Source organism: Anaeromicrobium sediminis (genome assembly GCF_002270055.1).
GTDB classification, from domain to species: domain Bacteria; phylum Bacillota; class Clostridia; order Peptostreptococcales; family Thermotaleaceae; genus Anaeromicrobium; species Anaeromicrobium sediminis.
Window position 1 is genome coordinate 1 of the sequence record NZ_NIBG01000033.1, and the last position, 18,701, is coordinate 18,701.

10 protein-coding genes and 1 pseudogene are annotated in these 18,701 nt (G+C 30.6%); 7 read left to right on the forward strand and 4 right to left on the reverse strand.

What is annotated here, in order from left to right; genetic code table 11:
- On the reverse strand, positions 1-643 hold a 643-nt coding region (locus CCE28_RS20590; RefSeq protein ID WP_095135923.1), incomplete at its 3' end, for a Crp/Fnr family transcriptional regulator.
- A gap of 176 nt (positions 644-819) precedes the next feature.
- A pseudogene (locus tag CCE28_RS23070) lies at positions 820-879 on the reverse strand (hypothetical protein); the annotation flags it as partial.
- On the opposite strand from CCE28_RS23070, the gene CCE28_RS20595 reads away from it, so the two are divergent.
- The 5 genes from CCE28_RS20595 to CCE28_RS20615 all read left to right on the forward strand — a co-directional run bounded on the left by CCE28_RS20595 (position 857) and on the right by CCE28_RS20615 (position 11,834).
- On the forward strand, positions 857-1,528 hold the full coding sequence (locus CCE28_RS20595; protein WP_408607055.1) for a YjjG family noncanonical pyrimidine nucleotidase: 672 nt from the start codon (positions 857-859) through the stop codon (positions 1,526-1,528). The pseudogene CCE28_RS23070 and the gene CCE28_RS20595 overlap by 23 nt on opposite strands.
- The gene (locus tag CCE28_RS20600; RefSeq protein WP_095135927.1) at positions 1,518-1,730 is read left to right on the forward strand and encodes a hypothetical protein; all 213 of its coding nucleotides are present in this window, start codon (positions 1,518-1,520) and stop codon (positions 1,728-1,730) included. Before CCE28_RS20595 ends, CCE28_RS20600 begins: the two co-directional genes overlap by 11 nt.
- A 757-nt stretch (positions 1,731-2,487) precedes the next feature.
- On the forward strand, positions 2,488-2,832 hold the full coding sequence (locus tag CCE28_RS20605) for a LapA family protein (RefSeq protein WP_095135929.1): 345 nt from the start codon (positions 2,488-2,490) through the stop codon (positions 2,830-2,832).
- Positions 2,833-3,225: 393 nt separating this feature from the next.
- Positions 3,226-7,392 (forward strand): S-layer homology domain-containing protein, encoded by a 4,167-nt coding sequence (locus CCE28_RS20610; protein ID WP_176461952.1) that lies wholly within the window; start codon positions 3,226-3,228, stop codon positions 7,390-7,392.
- A 182-nt stretch (positions 7,393-7,574) separates the two neighbouring features.
- Positions 7,575-11,834, forward strand: a complete 4,260-nt coding sequence (locus CCE28_RS20615; protein WP_095135933.1) for an S-layer homology domain-containing protein — start codon at positions 7,575-7,577, stop codon at positions 11,832-11,834.
- A gap of 63 nt (positions 11,835-11,897) precedes the next feature.
- On the opposite strand, the gene CCE28_RS20620 is transcribed toward CCE28_RS20615, so the two are convergent.
- Positions 11,898-13,709: an HD domain-containing phosphohydrolase gene (locus tag CCE28_RS20620; protein WP_095135935.1), complete on the reverse strand. Its 1,812-nt coding sequence runs from the start codon at positions 13,707-13,709 to the stop codon at positions 11,898-11,900.
- Between the two features lie 306 nt (positions 13,710-14,015).
- On the opposite strand from CCE28_RS20620, the gene CCE28_RS20625 reads away from it, so the two are divergent.
- On the forward strand, positions 14,016-15,269 hold the full coding sequence (locus CCE28_RS20625) for a uracil-xanthine permease family protein (RefSeq protein ID WP_095135937.1): 1,254 nt from the start codon (positions 14,016-14,018) through the stop codon (positions 15,267-15,269).
- A 153-nt stretch (positions 15,270-15,422) separates the two neighbouring features.
- Here the strand turns inward: CCE28_RS20625 and CCE28_RS20630 are convergent, their stop codons facing one another.
- Positions 15,423-17,273: a sulfatase-like hydrolase/transferase gene (locus CCE28_RS20630; RefSeq protein ID WP_095135939.1), complete on the reverse strand. Its 1,851-nt coding sequence runs from the start codon at positions 17,271-17,273 to the stop codon at positions 15,423-15,425.
- A gap of 226 nt (positions 17,274-17,499) precedes the next feature.
- Between CCE28_RS20630 and CCE28_RS20635 the strand changes: the two genes are divergently transcribed.
- Positions 17,500-18,630, forward strand: a complete 1,131-nt coding sequence (locus tag CCE28_RS20635) for a GGDEF domain-containing protein (RefSeq protein ID WP_095135941.1) — start codon at positions 17,500-17,502, stop codon at positions 18,628-18,630.
- Positions 18,631-18,701 lie beyond the last annotated feature (71 nt).

Sequence of the window (18,701 nt, forward strand, 5' to 3'; positions counted from 1 at the left end):
CTTCATCTAATATATATATGGTATTATTCTCACACCTTATAATTGACTTTGATTCAAGATTTTTAAAGGTTCTATTTAAATGCCTGTAGGTTGTTCCTAAGAATTGAGCAATTTCATTGAATGATGAATTTAAAATTATATAGTTTGTATCTGTCATATGCTCAACTAAATAGCTAGACAATCTATTTATAAGTGGATATGCAAGGTTGTATGAACTATTATTTAAGGTTGCATAAAGCTTTTCACTTAAAGAGTCTATTAAATGATGTAAAAACTTTGGGTTATCTAAAGAAGTTTCTCTGATTATATCTGAAGGTATTCCTATTAAATATGTATCTTCTATTGCTTCCACATTACATCGTATAGGAAGGTTTTTTAAAAGTTCTATATCTCCTAAAGAATTAAATTCCTTGTAAAATTTTAAAAGTATGGATTTACCATTTTCTAAAAGATAATATATTTTAGTTTTTCCATCTACAATTAAATAGTAATATTCAAGGTCAAACTCTGCCTTTAATATGTATTCGCCTTTTTCATAAAAATGAAGTTGTGCATGTTTTAATATATCTTTATCAAATATTTTTTCTATATTATATTTTACAATATAATGATTTAAAAGGTTGTTGTCTGAAATTTTTCTCATAAAGCCTCCTTGACACGACATATGTCATATTAAAGTTTATACAAACATGATAATTTATTTATAAAGTATTGTAAAGGACAGGGGGAGCTTATATATTAATAAGTATAGACAAGAAAATCTTAAATTAAGTAAGGGTTTTTATAAAGAAGTTTGTATGTTACACTAGAAAAAATTAACTATAGGGGGACAATTATTATGAAATATGAAATTATAATATTTGATGCAGATGAAACTTTATTTGATTTTAAAAAATCTGAAAGAGATACTCTTAAAAATACTATGCTTGAGTTTAATATAGATTATGATGAAAACTATCATTTAAAAGTATATAAGGAAATAAACACGGCCATATGGAAAGAACTTGAAGATGGACTTATTACTCAGAAGAAATTAAAGGTTGAAAGATTTAAAAGATTATGTGATAAATTAAATGCTACATTTGATGAAAGTGAATTTGCAAAATCATATATGAATCATCTGTCTTATGCATCCTTTTTATACGATGATAGTATAAAACTTGTAGAAGATCTGCATAAAGATTATAGACTTACCATAATTACTAATGGTCTTAAGGATGTTCAGGATAATAGAATAAGAAAATCTATTATAGCAAAATATTTTGAAGACATAGTAGTATCTGAAGAGGTTCAGGTAGCAAAGCCCGATCCTAAGATATTTGAACATGCTCTAAAGAATATAAAGCATACTGACAAGAGTAAGGTACTAATAGTAGGAGATAGCTTAACATCTGATATACAAGGTGGAATAAATTTTGGTATAGATACGTGTTGGTTTAATCCGAATAAGATTGTAAATAAAATGGGAATAAACCCTACTTATGAGATTTCTAATTTGATGGAGCTTAGGAATATAATTGAAAAATAGATGTAAATTAACGGGAGAAGAAGATCATCTCATTCCAGTAAAAATGCATCATCTTCAAGTAAAAGCCCTGAAAAATGCTAAATCAATTACAGATTATATTTTTACAAAAAAAGATCAAGCACAAAATCATTGCCAAGTTGGGAATATTGGACTGGCCCTTAATACTATGAAAGAGTGGCTAGAAGAAGTAAATTATGATTAGAATAGTGAAAATATGAACTATCATATGTGTGAAATAATAAAAGTGACTGAATCCATAGGGGATATTCAGTCACTTTTTATTTGTTTCAAAGAATATGGTGAAATAAGGATATTGATTAAGAAGTAAATAGATTAAAATAAGCTCTAAATTGATATTTTAAAATTCAGTTTAGAGTTTATTCATTTTTATATTATGAAATATTATATGAATACAATGAGTTTACAAATTAGAAATAACATTGTTATATAATTTGTATGGGGAGGGAAGTTTTTATGGAGAATACAATCTCACCTGCTGAAAATAAGATTATGTTGTGTGAAAATATAGAGGACTTGAATTTTAATTACTTCCTTTAAACATCCAGTTTTGGATGGTATAGTTAAAGGATACGAAATACATAAGTGAAATGTGTAAGGTGGTTAAAAAAGAACTTTTAGAATAGATTCTTATTATATTTTGTTTTACATATAATCTCATGGGTAAATTAATATATATACAAAGAAGTTCCAAAGTGAATTCTAAATGGGAGGACTATATAAAGGTTCTCTTTTAATTGGAAAGATTAGAAGTGACTCATTTTATAAAACTATAGTTTTTAGGGTGAATTTTAATTTTGTTCATGTAAATAGTAAATATATGGAGGAATTATAAGGTGAATGTTGAAATCTTACAAATATAAATTGTATTATATGGAATAGAATTAATTAAAGAATAATTAGAATTTATAATAGGAACTTTTATAAAGAGGGGGGAGTTTATGCAATTTGGATTTATTTTTTCTTTGATCTTTGCAATACTAGTGGCACTATTTGCTATACAAAATTCTGAGAGTGTGGTCATAAGTTTTCTATTTGCTGAATTTAATGTTTCTCAAGCCCTTGTAATATTAATATCTTCCGTTTTAGGAGCAGTAATAGTTATGTTACTAGGGGTTATAAAACAAATCAAACTACAGCTTAAAATAAAAGAACAATCAAAGAAAATTAAAAATTTAGAAGAAGAAAACAAACTGTGTACTAATCAAATTGAAGAATTAAAAAAGAGTCTTGATGAAAAGAACAATGACAATTTGACAGATGACAAAATAGATATTGAGAAATAAATATGTCCTTTTAGAATCATTAACAGAAAATTTGAAATTATAAAAAATACTCTTGTAATAAAATATTATGAGGATATTTTTATGTCTAGATTATTATGAGTAAAAATGATTTTACACCTTAAGTCTAGCAATGGAATGGATACATTTCTACGTAACTTTTCCAGTAGAATAGTTAACATAATGTTGGTATAATGTTATTTAGTCTTAAAAAATATAATGCCACTTAATAACATGAAAATAATCTTTAAAAACACATCCTACTAAATCAAATCTTTTTTATCAATTTTGTTAAATTCTTAAATACAAAATAATTCCCAGGGAAATAAAATTAAATACGAAAATTATAATGCGAAAATTGAAATGAGCAACTTTATTATTAGAAAGGTGATTTTAATGAAAAAGAGTTTATTAAAGCATATAGCAGGCTTGCTACTTGTAATAATCCTTTGCAACATTATTTCTCCAAGTTACTTTAGTAGTGCAGAAGCTAATGATTTAGATAGTGTATGGCTGGGGAAATATATAAAGGATTGGGTTATGGATATAGAGAATGACTGCATCCATATCATAACCAAGTATTCAAATGAGCTAGTAACAGTGGATACTAAGGACTTTAATATAGTTAATGAAGTTCATTTAGGAAGTGAACCTATGGATGTGGAAATTTACAATAATAAGCTGTATATTACTTTAATTGATGAAAATAAGATAATAGAATATGATATCTTAACTAAAAGTATTTTAAACAGGATAGATACAGAGAAAAATCCATTGAATCTTTCTGTATATGATGGAAAGATTTTTTATGGAAATAGAATGCAGCATGAGTCTGGAATTTATGTATATGATCTTTCTGAGAAAAGCAATAAAAAAATTCTTGATGATCTTAATAATCCAACGGTTACAATAGATAAAAATACTGGAGTCTTGTATGTGAAAAGATCATCAGGAGGCCCTATTTATGGACTAGATCCTAATAACTATGATACTATCTACAAATCTAAGGACACAATATATGGAGATATATTAATAGATGGTAGTGATGTATTTGGTGGAAATATGAAATATGATACATCCCTAAATGTGATCCATGGACAGTACAACTTAAATTCACCAGTTATGCCAGGTTCTAATTTGACGGTAAATGATACCTATGTATTTTTTAGTAGTGCCATATTTAATAGGGATAATTTTATAAAGGTAGGGGATTTACCCATTGAATCAGAATGGGCCTTAGCTGACAGTAATTATGTGTATATGTATGATAAAGGTAGCAAAACTATTGTAAGAGAAAAGATTGCTTCTTTAGTGGATAACAATACTAAATGGAGTGGAAATGATCTTACACAGTGGGTATTAGATGAAGATAGGGGTTATATATATGGAGTATCAAAAGATGAAAATAGACTTTTGTTTATTAATAAGGATACTTTAGAAATAGAAGAGGAACTAATAATATTTTCAGAGCCAACGGATATTGAATTAGATAATAATAAACTATATATTTCTTTATCTGGAAGTAATAAGATAGCTATAGTTGATATAGATACTAAAAGTTTAGATAGGGAGATTATAACTGAGACTAAACCCTATAGATTAGAAAAGTATGGTGAAAAGATATATTATGTTGAAAATAAATGGAGTAAAATTCATGAATATGATTTAACTAATAATTCAGAAATAGATTTAGTTATTAATTCAAATAAGAATTACGGAGACCTGTACATGTACGCGGAAATAGCAATAGATAATACTAGTGGAATCATGTATTTAGGTGAGGCAGGATCATCATACGATGCTTTTGCCATAGACTTAAAAAACTACAATTTAATAGGCACAACGGATTACGAACATTCCTATGACTTTAATCGTGCTAGTAGAAAGGTATTAATAAATGGGGATGAAATATTCTACGCTGGTAAGAGGATTAGTAAAGATAATATGAATATTAAGGGCAGTTATGAGGAGCAAATAATTTATGTAAATGATGATTATGCCTTTTCAAATGGTGCGGTATATGATAAAAACAGTTTTACAAAGGTAGGGGAATTACCCTTTGATTCATCAAAGATGCTTATAGATAGTAATAATATTATTTATTATTATGATAAGAATACTAGTTCTATTAATAAAGTAGATCTAAATTCTATTACTTTAGATATGCCAAAAAACTACTATAATTCAGAAGCTTCACTTCCTATTAGTATGGTAATTGAGGACTGGGTCTATAGTGAAGATAATGATTATATCTATGCCATATCAAATCGTACTGGAAAGGTACTGTTCATAGATGCTAGAGATTTTACAGTAAAAGATGAAATTTATATTGGTGAGAGTCCATCTGATATAGATATATTTAATGACAAGATATATGTTGCTTTGAGTGGAGAAAGTAAAATAGCTATAGTTGATGGTGTTCGTAAGGACAATATAAGTAAGATTAGTACAGATATTAATCCCTATAAAATACAAGTGGATAAAAGTAATATATACTATTCTGGCAAATCTAGCAATGAAAAGATTTATATATACGATAAAGTAAAGGGTTACTCATATACCATGGGAGATAAAACCTATTCAAACCCTCAATTGCTAGTGGATAGGGAGAATGAAATTTTGTATATTGGTAATAATACCTATCCTGAATGGATTATTGCAGTGAGTACAGAAGATTATAAGGTTGTAAAAGAATTTAAATATACACGTAGCAATGTTAAAGAACGACAACTTTTTAAAAATGATGAATATATATTCTGGGGTAAGTTTAAAATCAAAATTAGTGATTTAACATTAGACAGGGTTTATGATAGCAGAGTATTATACGCTAAAGGGAAATATGTGTACAACGAAAAAGGAATAGAAGCCTATGAAATTTATAGGCAAATAGCAGATTTCCCCTTTGATCCTACTCTTGTTTTAACCAATGATAAGGGAGAAGTATATCTTTATAACTACACTAACAACTCTATATATAAATATCCTTTAAAATATGAAATAGATCCAAAGCTAAAGGATAGCTTAAGGATAAATTTAAACGATGAGGGACATTTTATATTTTCATGGGATGAGGTTCCAAATGCCATAGGATACAATTTATGGTATTACACTGATATGGAGTTGAAGATTAAAAGACTAAATGGTAATAGCCATATAATAGAAGATAATAGTTATGTATCTACAAGAACCTTTAGGGGGCAATATGATAAAGTAATACACTTTGGTGTTACCCCTGTTATGGAGGAAACATCCTATGAAATGTTGGGGGTTGATATGAAGGGCGTAGTTATAGATAAACTGAATTCTCCTCAGGATGAAATAAATGATGATAATAGTATTGACTTAAGTTCTACATCAACATCTTCTATGGGATATGATCTTGATGGTGGATTAGCAGCTATATTTAGAATAAATGAGAATTTATTCAATTCAGCAATAGAAAAAATAGATGAGAATGTAGAACGCTTTGAGTTTAATAGTGATTTAGAATATGATAGGTTTAGCATAAATCTTTCAGGTAGTATTTATGATAATCTTTATGAGATAGGAAATGATAAAAAGCTTAAAATAAATACTCCTAGAGGTAAATATGCATGGCCAGTTTCGTTAATCAACTTATCTGAGGTTACAGCTAATCCTAAAAGTGCTTATATAGATATAGGAATTAGGAGAGAAAGGGGAGAAAATCTAGGTAATATAGTATATGATATGTTTAATCTAGATCTAAACGTTATAGGAGACCCAATTAGATTTAGTATAGATGCTTTGACAGAGGAAGGAAAACTAAGTGTAAAAAACCTTGGTAAAGACTACTTCCAATGCTGGGTTCCATTAGAAGAAGAACCAGATAAATCTGAAACAGTGGGCATATTTTATGATCTAGAAAATAAAAAATATCAGCATGTTCCTACAAGATTCTATAAGGATAATGAAGGAAAATGGTGGGCCATATTTAATCAAAATGCAAATGGCTCATATGCCCTAGTTAGATATAATAAAACCTTTAAAGATATGAAAAATCACTGGGCAGAAGATGATATTAACCTACTTGCATCAAAGCTTATTGTAAAGGGTATGACACATGAAAAATTTATACCTGATGATAATGTAACAAGAGCTCAATATATTGCCCTGTTAATAACTGCATTAGGACTACATCCTGAAAATAACTCGGGCCAATCATTTCATGACGTGGATGGAGATGATTGGTATGCTGATGTTGTAGAAACGGCAGTGAATCTAGGAATTGTTAGAGGGTATGAGGATGGAACATTTAGACCTAATAGACTTATTAGTCGTGAAGAAATGTCAGTTCTTATTGTAAATGTATTAAAACTCCTAGAAGAAGGAAGAACAGATGTAAATGAGGACGTATTAAAATCCTTTAAGGACTCAAATGATATTGGTTCTTGGGCAAAGGAAAGTGCAGCAATAGCAGCTGAAAATGGACTTATAAGGGGAGATGAAAAGGGCTCCTTTAACCCTAAGGACTACGCAACCCGTGCCCAAAGTGCCGTTGTAATAAAGAAATTATTAGAAAAAGCAGAACTAATAGAAGAATAATAAAAGTAATATTGTATTAAGGGAGGCCACTGAAAAAGTATGATTCTTGGATTTTGACATACAATATATGGTTGTGTTCATTTGGGATTATACTATATATTTAATGTTAAATTCCAGTTAAATGACTTTTCAGTGGCCTCCCATTAAAAGTGTTCTACTTTACTATTAGAAAGGAGATTTTAATGGAGAAGAGACTATGGCAGGGTGTAGTATTATTAGTATTTGTAATAATGATTTGCAATATTATTTCTCCAACCTATTTTGTTAATGCAGAAGATAATGTCATAGATAAGATCCAATGGCGCGGTTTGGGACATATAGATGATTGGGTTATAGATATAGAGAATAAATATATATATGCCATAAGAGGGTCTTCATCTTGGATAGGTAGACCTTATAATGATACCTTAATAATAGTGGATACTAAAGAATTTAAGGTAGTTAATGAAGTAGAGCTAGGTGGTAATGCTGTAGATGTGGAAATGGAAGGTAATAAGTTATATTTTACTTTGATTGATAAGAATACGATAGTAGAATATGATATTTCAACTAAAAGTATTTCCAATGAAATAGCTGTAGAGGAAAAGCCTTCTAGCTTATCAGTATATAATGGAAAGATTTTTTATGGAACTAAAATGGGTTATGATTCTGCCATTTATGTCTATGATATTTTAAAAAAGACTAATGAAAAAATTATAGTTAAAGATGGAAATAGTATACGAAGACATTATAATCCAAAGCTTTCCATAGATGAAAATACAGGTATTTTATATACAAGTGATATATATTTGCATGGAATAGATACTAATAACTACAATATAGTTTATGAATCAAAGGAATCAGACGGTGGAAAAGGAATCATAATAGATGGCAATAATGTGTTATATGGACACAATAATTATGACCTATCTTTAGATATGATTAATGGAAAATACATTTTTTATAAAGAGGAAAACCAAATTTTACATGGAGATAAAATAACTAATGTTTTACATGTAAATGACAAGTATGTATTTACAGAATGGGCAATATTTAATAGACATAACTTTGTTAAGGTAAAGGACTTGCCATTTCAAGCCACTCATGTCATAACTGATGGGGATTATGTGTATATGTATATAAATGAAAGATACAGTGCACGAATTGAAAGAGAAAAGATTAGTTCATTAGAAGAGGATACTAATACTAAATGGAGTGGAAAGGAACTTACAGAATGGGTATTAGATGAAGATAGAGGATATATATATGGTATATCCAAATGGGAAAATAGGCTTTTGTTTATTAATAAGGATACTTTGGAAATAGAAGATGAATTAATAATCTTTTCAGATCCCACTGACATTAAATTAGATAATGGAAAACTATATATTGCATTATCAGGAAGCAATAAAATATCCGTAATAGATATAGCTACTAAAAGTGTATATAAGGAGATAAAAACAGAGTATAGACCTTATAAATTGGCTAAGTATGGTGAAAAGATATATTATACTGAAGAAGGCCTAGCACCAATGCATGAATACGATTTGACTAATGATTCAGAAAAGAGCTTTGTTGCTAACTCGGAAAGAATTATAGTGAAAGTTTATAGGGATGCACAAATATTAATAGATAATGATAAAGGAATTATGTATGTAGGAACAGATGATTTACATGCCATAGATTTAAAAAATTATAGTTTGTTAAGAGCAACTGGGGATCATCATTATGGTAGCATTGGAGATTGGTCAGATAAAGTATTTATACAAGGTGGTGAAATATTCTACGGGAGGAAAAGGCTTGATAAAGATAATATGCATATTAAGGGAACTTATTATGAAACCATAGTTTGTGTAAAGGATGATTATATTTTATCAAATAGTGCCGTATATGATAAAAAGAGTTTTTTAAAGATTGGAGATCTACCCTTTAAGTCATTTCTAACTCTTATGGATAGTAATCATGTTATCTATTATCATGATAGATTCACTGATTCTATTAAAAAGATGGATTTAAAGTCTATATCTCTAGAAAAACCGGTAAACTATTACAACTCACAAGCTGAACTTCCTGTTGACATGGAAATTAAAAATTGGATGTATAGTGAAAAAAATGATTGCATCTACGCTATATCAACTGTTACTGGTAAGTTGTTGACTATAGATCCTAAAAACTTAACGATAAAGAATGAGCGGTATGTAGGGGAAAAACCATTTGATATGGATATATATGATAATAAGATATATATTACTCTAAAAGGAGAAAGTAAAATAGCCATAATAGACGATATGCACAGGGGAAAGATAAGTAAGATAAGTACAGATGTTAGACCCCATCAAATACAAGTAGATGATAAGAATATCTACTATACTGGAGGATATTTTCTTGGATCTGACGATCAAAAGATTTATGTATATGATAGGGAAAAAGATTATTCATATGCCATAGGTGATGAGGTATATCATAGAGCAGATTTATTAATTGATAGGGATAATGAGATTTTGTATATTGGTAATGAGGGATTTGAGAAATTAATTGGATTGAGTACAAAAGATTATACAGTTGTAAAAAAATACAAGAGTTCAGAGAACAATAGTAATGAAAACCAGCTCTTTAAAAATGATGAATATCTATTTTGGGGTAAATTTCAAGTGAAAACTAGTGATATGACATCAGGTCCATTCCATAATAACCAGGTTGTACATGTTAATGGAAAATATGCATACACTAAGAAGGGAATAGACGCCTATGAATTTTACTATCAGATGCAGATAGTAGACTTCCCCTTTGACCCGGACCTTGTGTTAACAAGTACTGATGGAGAAGTGTATCTTTATAAATATAGGAATAACACTATATATAAATATCCTTCAAAATATGAAATAGACATAAAGCTAAATGATAGTTTAAAAATAGACTTAAATGATAAGGGCCAATTTGTATTTTCATGGGATGAGGTTCCAAATGCCATAGGATACAATTTGTGGTATGGTACGGATAGAAAAATGTATATTAGTAAAGTAAGTGATACAATAAAGGATAATCATTACGTATCTAAAAGAGACTTTACTAGAAATCATGGTAGGGTAGTGGCCTTTGGTGTTACTCCTATTATGAAGGAAGCCTCCTATGATATTGTAAAGATTGATATGAAGGATGTAGATATAGAGAAATTTGTTTCTATTAAGACGGGAACAAACGGTGAGCAATCTGTGGACGAGAATAGTATTGACTTAAGATTTATATCGAAATTTTTTCAGGTGCCTGTTGGAGATTTGGAAACGGTAGGTTTTTTCAATATAGATGAAACTTTATTTAATTATGGAATAGAAAAGTTAGATAAAAATAAGGATACTATTGAGTTAAATACTGATTTAGATTATGATAGATTTCATGTGAAACTTTCAGCTGGTATTTATCATAATCTTTATGAAAAGGAAAAGGATAAGAAACTTAAAATAAATACTCCAAGAGGTAAATATATATGGCCAATCTCATTGACTAATTTATCAGAGATTACAGTTAATCCTAAAACTTCTAGTATGGATATATCCATTAGACGAGAGTTTAGAAAAAATCTAGAGAAAATAACTCATGATATGTTTAATCTAAATCTCTCCGTTATAGGAGAACCTATTAGATTTATGATAGAAGGATTAACAGAAGAGGCGAATATAAGTGTAGATACCTTTAGTAAAGGTGAATTTCAATGTTGGATTCCCCTAGAAGAAGAAGCTGATAAATCTGAACTAGTAGGAATGTTTTATGATTTAAAAACTGAAAAATATAAGGAAGTTCCCACAAAATTTCGCATGGATAGTGAAGGGAAATGGTGGGCTGTATTTGATCAAAATACCAATGGAACATATTTCTTAGTTAAACATGGCCGTATCTTTAAAGATGTGAAAAATCACTGGGCTGAGGATGATATTAATCTACTTGCATCAAATCTTATTGTAAGTGGTATGCCTGATGGAAGGTTTATGCCTGATAAAGATATAACTAGAGCTCAATATGTTACCATGTTAATAAATGCATTAGGAGTAGAACCTAAAATTGATTCAAATGATTCTTCGAAAGTCTTTAAAGATGTAGAGGGAGATGAATGGTTTGCCCAAACTGTGAAAACAGCAGTAGATCTAGGCCTTGTGACAGGATATGGTGATAAAACATTTAGACCTAATAAACTCATTAGTCGTGAAGAAATGTCAGTTATTATTGTAAAGGCATTAAAACTCCTAGAGGTAGGAAAATCAGAGGGAAATGAGGAAGTATTAAAATACTTTAAAGATTCAAAGAATATTGGCGCATGGGCAAAGGAAAGTGCAACCATTGCAGTTGAAAATGGACTTATAAGGGGAGATGAAAAGGGGTTCTTTAATCCTAAGGACTATGCTACCCGTGCACAATGTGCCGTTGTAACAAAGAAATTATTAGAAAAAGCAAAGCTAATAGAAGAATAATGAAAGTAAATTTGTAAAAAAGACAGGCTATCGAGCCTGTCTTTATTTTTTTATGTAGATTGATTAAGATGCTATTTCATTTTTAGCTAGAAGATCTAAAAATACATCAACTATTCTTTCATCAAATTGAGTTCCTTTGCCTAACTGAAGTTGTGTAATGGCTTCTTCTGTTGTTAAGGGATCTTTTCTGTAAGGTCTGGTACTTGTCATGGCATCATATGCATCTGCAACTATTAGTATTTTTGCTAATATATTAATTTCATCTCCTTTTAATTGAAGGGGATATCCTTTACCGTCAATACGTTCATGATGTTGGAGTAAGATATTTCTACTTTCTTCAAGAAAATCTACAGCTTTTAGGATATTATAGCCAATTTGAGGGTGTTCCTGGATTAATTTAAACTCTTCATCTGTTAACTTGCCCTCTTTATTAATAATAGAAGTTGGAATACCTATTTTTCCTATGTCATGGAGAATACTAGCAAATTCAAGGACGTTGATCTTTGTTTGGCTCATGTTCAGTTCTTTGGCAATGCTTATTGAATAATTTCTAACTCGGTCACAGTGACCATGTGTATATTTGTCATTTGCCTCAATAGAATTTGCAAGAACTTTAACTGTTGAAAGATAATTTTTTCTCACTTCATCTAGAAGGTTTAATAGTTCTTCATTCATGGCTTCTGTCTCTTCAGAATAAGCAAGAAGTTCTTCTTTTTGTGATAATATTTCCTTATTTTTGTCTACAAGCTCTTGAACATGAATGTTCCTTTCTTCAAGAAGGTCCCTGATTTTCTGGATCATATTATTAAAATTTTCACCTAGAATCTTAAATTCATCCTTTGATTTGATTTTTACACGAACATTAAAATCATTATGGGTAGATACTTGATTAATTACTTTCATCATATTATTTACAGGATTGATGATAATGGAGGATAAAAAATAACCTATTATTAAAGTTATGATCATACTAAATATGCCAATAGAAATGAATCTATTTTTTATGGGAGCAACTTCCTTATCAATGTTTATTGGATTCACTCCTACAAGTTTCCATTGCGTATTGGGTACTGTTAGATAAGAGATAACTACTTTTTCATTATTCCATGTATGTATATCTGTTCCTTGTTCATTAGAAAGGATTGTTTTTACCCACTCTTTATCACTTATATTCTTTGTAAGCATTTTGTTATCTGGGTGAGCATAAACATCTCCATTCTTACTAAGAAGCATAAGATAACCATTTTCGCCAAATTGAATATCATTAATAATATCTGAGAATTTTTTTAATTTGATATCCATACCTAGTACACCCACTAGGTGATCATCCTTGTGAACAGCTTTTGCTACAGTTACAATAACATTTCCAAGTTCACCTGCATCCACATAGGGTTCTGTCCAAATGATTTTATTATTATTTTTTACTGTAGCCTGATACCATTCTCTAGTTCGGCAGTCATAATCATCAGGCATGGTGGAGTCTATAGGCGTAATAAAAATGGAACCATCTTCTTCTACACCTAAATATATCCAAGCGATATCAGGGCTTGAACTAGCATAGCCTGTCCATTGGTCTGATATGGGTTTGAAATGTTTAGGGATAGATGTAACCATTTTAGGTTGATTAGCATGATTGCGATAATTTTTCAATTCATCCTTTGAAGTCCAATAATTAATAATATACTCCATATCATACATAAAATTTTTCAAGAAATAATCATTTACATTTTGTAAAGTTTTATAATTACTTAATTTTATTTGATTAATTACTATTTCTTTTGAGTCATCGTAGGTTAAAAATCCTAATGTTGTAACAGAGATAATAATTAATATGAGCATTATAATAGTGATTTTACTTCTAATCTTTATTCTCAACAAGTTTCCTCCTTATGTTTTTCAATATAATGAAAAATTGAGACAAATATAATACTTTGATATTTATTTATAATATCCTTCAAAAATACTGGAAGTTTTTTTACTTAGAAAAAATATATAATAGGTATTTTTATTAACTATCCATAATAATTATTAAAAAAATCAAAAATATTCATCAAACTATAACAAAGAAATTCACAGATCAATAGAGTATATTTCTAAGTAAGATTGACTTATCATGTAGCACAGAAGTTGATGAAACACATGGGTTTGAAAACAAAAATTCATAAATAAGGGGGAAAAGAAATGAGTAATGTAAGAAAGAGAAGTAATGCTCCAATTGAGGACATTAGTACCCTGGGGCCACTTAAAGGGATTACCCTTGGTATCCAACATGTATTCACTCTGTTTGCTTCTACCGTATTGGTTCCCATACTAACAGGCCTTGATATAGGTGTAGCCCTTGTGATGTCTGGTATTGGAACTTTGCTTTTTCATTTTGTTACGAAGGGGAAAGTACCTGCTTATCTAGGTTCATCCTTTTCATTTATTGCACCAGTCATTCTAGCTGGGGAGTTATACGGTCTTGATTATGCTCGAGGAGGTATTGTTGTAGCTGGAATTATTTATATTATTTTCGCATGGCTTATATCCATTTATGGGCCAGAAAAAATACTTCGATATTTTCCACCAGTTGTTACTGGTCCCATTATTATCGTAATCAGTATGACTCTTGCTCCTAATGCAATCAAAATGGCATCTCAAGATTGGTTATTATCTATGGTAACATTAGCTGTTATTATTGGAATATCCATGTATGGTAAAGGATTTTTAAAAATTGTTCCCGTTATTATTGGACTTGGAGCGGGTTATTTATTAGCAGTGATTCTGGGCAAGATAGACTACTCTCCTATCGCCCAAGCTACCTGGATTGGAGTTCCAAACTTTGCTATGCCTAAGTTTAATTTAGGTGCAATAATGATTGTAGCTCCTATTGCACTTACCACCGTTGTAGAGCATATAGGAGATGTGTTAGCAATGAGCGGAGTAGTAAAGAAAGATTTAGCTAGAGACCCGGGGATAAATAGAACCCTTATTGGAGATGGTTTAGCTACTTCCGTATCAGCCTTTTTTGGTGGCCCAGCAAACACAACCTACTCTCAAAACACAGGGGTTTTAGCCCTTACAAAAGTATGGGATCCGAAGGTTATGAGAATCGCTGCAGTTATGACAATACTTATAGGATTGATTCCAAAGTTAAATGCTTTTACAAGTACAATTCCTAAGCCTGTCATCGGAGGTGCTGTAATCATTTTATTTGGAATGATCGCTTCTATAGGTGCTAGAACACTTGTAGACAATAACGTAGATTTTTCAAAATCTAGAAATATGATTATTATTGCTGTTATTTTAGTTTTCGGTTTAGGAGGAGCTGTCATTCCTATAAAAATTGGTTATACTGAAGTAAGACTTGTGGGAATGGCCCTTGCTGCCATGGTAGGTATTATTTTAAATATCATTTTACCTACAGAGTTAGATGAGGAAGAAGTAATCGATTAATAATTTAACTATACAAATCAAAGGGGAATGTGGAATCAATTATTTTTGATTTTCATTCCCTTTAAAATATCTAAATAGTCCTTTGTAAGAAGGTGATTGACTATACTTGTTGTGAGAACAATAAAACTTCAGATGCAATGGAGTTTTATAATTTTAAACTTTGTAATCTGGAGTACATGTTCTACATGATGGTTTACCGGGAACATTTCCACTACTAGGATATATTCGCTTCTGTTGACATTGTTCTTCTAAAGCTTTAGCAAGAACTAGTTCTACAACCCTTGTTTCAGGAGTAGAAAATTCAGGGTCAGCTAAGTTTCTAGATTCAAGTGGATCTTTAGTGAGGTTATAAAATTCAATTTCATCAGGAACAGGGCGGGTTTTTATAGTAGTAATACATGTAGAGCAAGTGACTCCAGGGGAGACAGGTGTTGAGCCGCTTTTAGTAACAACTTTATCTTCACAACCTGGGTTACTCCAAAATTGTGGATTATCAAAGTAACGGGAGTATTTCCAAATTTCTTTTTCATTATCTTCACCAGTTGGCAGAGCAGTAATAACCGTCTCGATGCTATTTGGTTGTATCACTGAAGTGTATGGAACTCCAAGAAGGGTTGTTTGGTCAATGCCTTTGGTAAAATTATCATCTGTCATAAAATAAACGGGCTCATCTAAGAATTGATCTTCAACTTTCCCTATAATAAATGGAGATAGATCCTTGCCTACAAGAGGATGTACTTCAGTGTGATTATTACTAAGAGCCCTCTGAATTACAGCCACATCTATTCCTGCCAGTCCTAGCATAGTAGGTAAAATGTCAACATGGCTAGTAAGAATATTAGTTGATTCGCGCCCCTTAAAAAGAACAGGGTTATGAACAATAAAAGGTACATGAACTGTCTCTTCATATGCCTGATACCATTTTTGGAATAGACCACCATGGGCACCTAGCATTTCGCCATGATCAGATGTGAAAATTACAATAGTATTTTTATAGAATGAAGAGTTTTTTATAGCTCGGATTACTTTCTGCATGTCCCTATCTACTTTCAGTTGAAGAGTATAGTAAAGCTGTCGGTAAAATAAAGTGTCCTCCAAAGGTTGTAGAGCTTTCGGATAAACCTCTCTGTAGCTACGTTGAGCTTGTGGCTTAGTGAGTAATAATTCATCAGCTGTAGGGGCTCGAGGAATTTCAGGAACCGATGGGTCGATTTCAAAATTAAATAATGGACTAATACGTGTAAAAGCACCAAATAGGGCAATGTCATGGGGATTTACAAATGAGCACATGATAACCCAAGGCTGAGAGTCAAAGTTATTTGAGTTTTGTCGTTCTTCGTCTAATTGATTAATTAAGTTAACAACTTCTTGAGCGTAGACTATATCACGTCCACTCAAACCAATTGCAGCTGATGAACCTGAATTGCGTGGATTACCACCGAAAGGTTCTGGGCCTATCCAGTCATCAAAGCCAAATTCATTAAGACGATTAGCATTAAGATAGATTCTCTCATTCATTGGAACAGGTACACCAGTATCAGGATTATAGCTAATATAGGAGTCTTGAGTATCAGGTATCAAAATATCTGCTTGAGAGGCATGCCACTTACCCTTCCAAAATGTTCTATATCCTGCAGTACGAAAATAGTCACCCATAGTTGGGACAGTATTTGGATCCAACCAAAACATACCGGGTTCAAAATCTACTTTGGCTGCTCCTGTCGTTTGACTAACTCCGTGGAGTGAGGGATATTGTCCAGTATATAATGTAGTACGACTAGGTGAACAAGCTGTACTTCCAGCATAATGATTATTAAACTCTAGACCGTTATCTTTCAACATTTCCTGTGCCCTTAGAAATGTTTTGCGCCAAGCTTTGATTGCATCAGTTTCGTAAACAGGTGGAAAACGATCCTCATCCACTGTAATTATGAGGAAGTTAGGTTTGTTTATAGAATTACAATCAGTTGCATCTGTATTATCTTCATATTCGTAATTATTCATTATATCACCTCTGATGTTTTCTTTATATTTCACTATAGTATATGTACACATAATCACTAGTGGGATTTATTAAATCATATAGGATTTGAAGTTAACATTATTACAGATATTGATAAACTATTTAATGATTTATTAAAAAAAATAAAAGTATATAATAACTATGGATTATCATCCGTAGGCTTATTGTTGACAGGCTACAAAATGTATATTATAATTATTAGAATGGATGAATGATAATGATTTTCAATTGATTAAGGAGGCCTTTATGCTAAGCTTTAATGACAATGAAACTCAACTAGTTGAAGAACTTTATCTATCTCTTCAGATTTTTCTTCTTCTATTTTTACTGAATTTATCATTTCCTTTTTTTGCAGAAACAAACTTTCCTGCAATGAAAGGTTTTAGCGTTTTTTTTGGAATTTACTTAGGTTTTAAAGTAATAATTTTTTCAAAAAACATTTACTTAGGGGAAGAGAGAGAAGAAGAGCAACCTAGTAAACTATTGAGCGTGGTAGATGGCGTATTCGTTGGTGTATTAATCTATATACAAAAACAAAACAACATTAATCTTAATGACTTTTTCTATGTCTATGTAATTATTCAAAGTATTCGATATCATACGTCAAAAAGTATCCTATTTAGTTTAGTAGCTTCTGTGATGCATATAATTATAGTATTTAAAGGAGATAGCACAAATATTTTCAATATTGAAGTCATAATTAGCATTTCTCTATATTTTTTAGTAAACTTTGTGATTGGATTTGCACTGAGACAAATCAATATGCTACAGAATGAAAGACATTACTATTATAATGAACTAATCAAGAAAAATGGTGAACTTCAACTATTGGCTACAACGGATTATTTAACAAGTTTGAATAATCATCAATCTTTTTACTTTTATTTTGATTCTTTAAAAAAACATGCTGGAAAGATTCAATCACCCATGAGCCTCACATTAATTGATATTGATGATTTTAAAAAAATCAACGATACATATGGACATCTAGTGGGGGATGAAATATTAAAAGAGTTGGCAAGGGTACTTAAAAAAAATATTCGTAAATGTGATTTTGCAGCACGTTATGGTGGTGAAGAATTTGCTATTATCTTACCAAATACAGATCTAGATTCAGCCATACGGTTATCTGAACGTATGAGAACAGCAGTTGAAAATCATATTTTCAAAGTGGATGACATTAATATTAAAGTTACCATTAGTTTAGGTACTGATACACTTATTCCAGTTGATTTTCATAAAAACCACTATGACTTTATAAAAAAAGTGGATGAGTTGCTTTATGATGCAAAGGCTTCAGGTAAAAATCGAGTTCAGCATCCTAGAGTAGCTGTATAACAATAAATAACTGTTATTGTTTGTCTTTATGCTGGAAATTTTAAGGATAATATAAAAAAATAAAAAAATAC

What these genes read in the sequence shown, in the direction of transcription:
- CCE28_RS20605 (WP_095135929.1), top strand. Translation starts at nt 2,488, where the DNA reads ATGCAATTTGGATTTATTTTTTCTTTGATCTTTGCAATACTAGTGGCA.
- CCE28_RS20610 (WP_176461952.1), top strand. Translation starts at nt 3,226, where the DNA reads ATGAAAAAGAGTTTATTAAAGCATATAGCAGGCTTGCTACTTGTAATA.
- CCE28_RS20615 (WP_095135933.1), top strand. Translation starts at nt 7,575, where the DNA reads ATGGAGAAGAGACTATGGCAGGGTGTAGTATTATTAGTATTTGTAATA.
- CCE28_RS20625 (WP_095135937.1), top strand. Translation starts at nt 14,016, where the DNA reads ATGAGTAATGTAAGAAAGAGAAGTAATGCTCCAATTGAGGACATTAGT.
- CCE28_RS20630 (WP_095135939.1), bottom strand. Translation starts at nt 17,273, where the DNA reads ATGAATAATTACGAATATGAAGATAATACAGATGCAACTGATTGTAAT.
- CCE28_RS20635 (WP_095135941.1), top strand. Translation starts at nt 17,500, where the DNA reads ATGAATGATAATGATTTTCAATTGATTAAGGAGGCCTTTATGCTAAGC.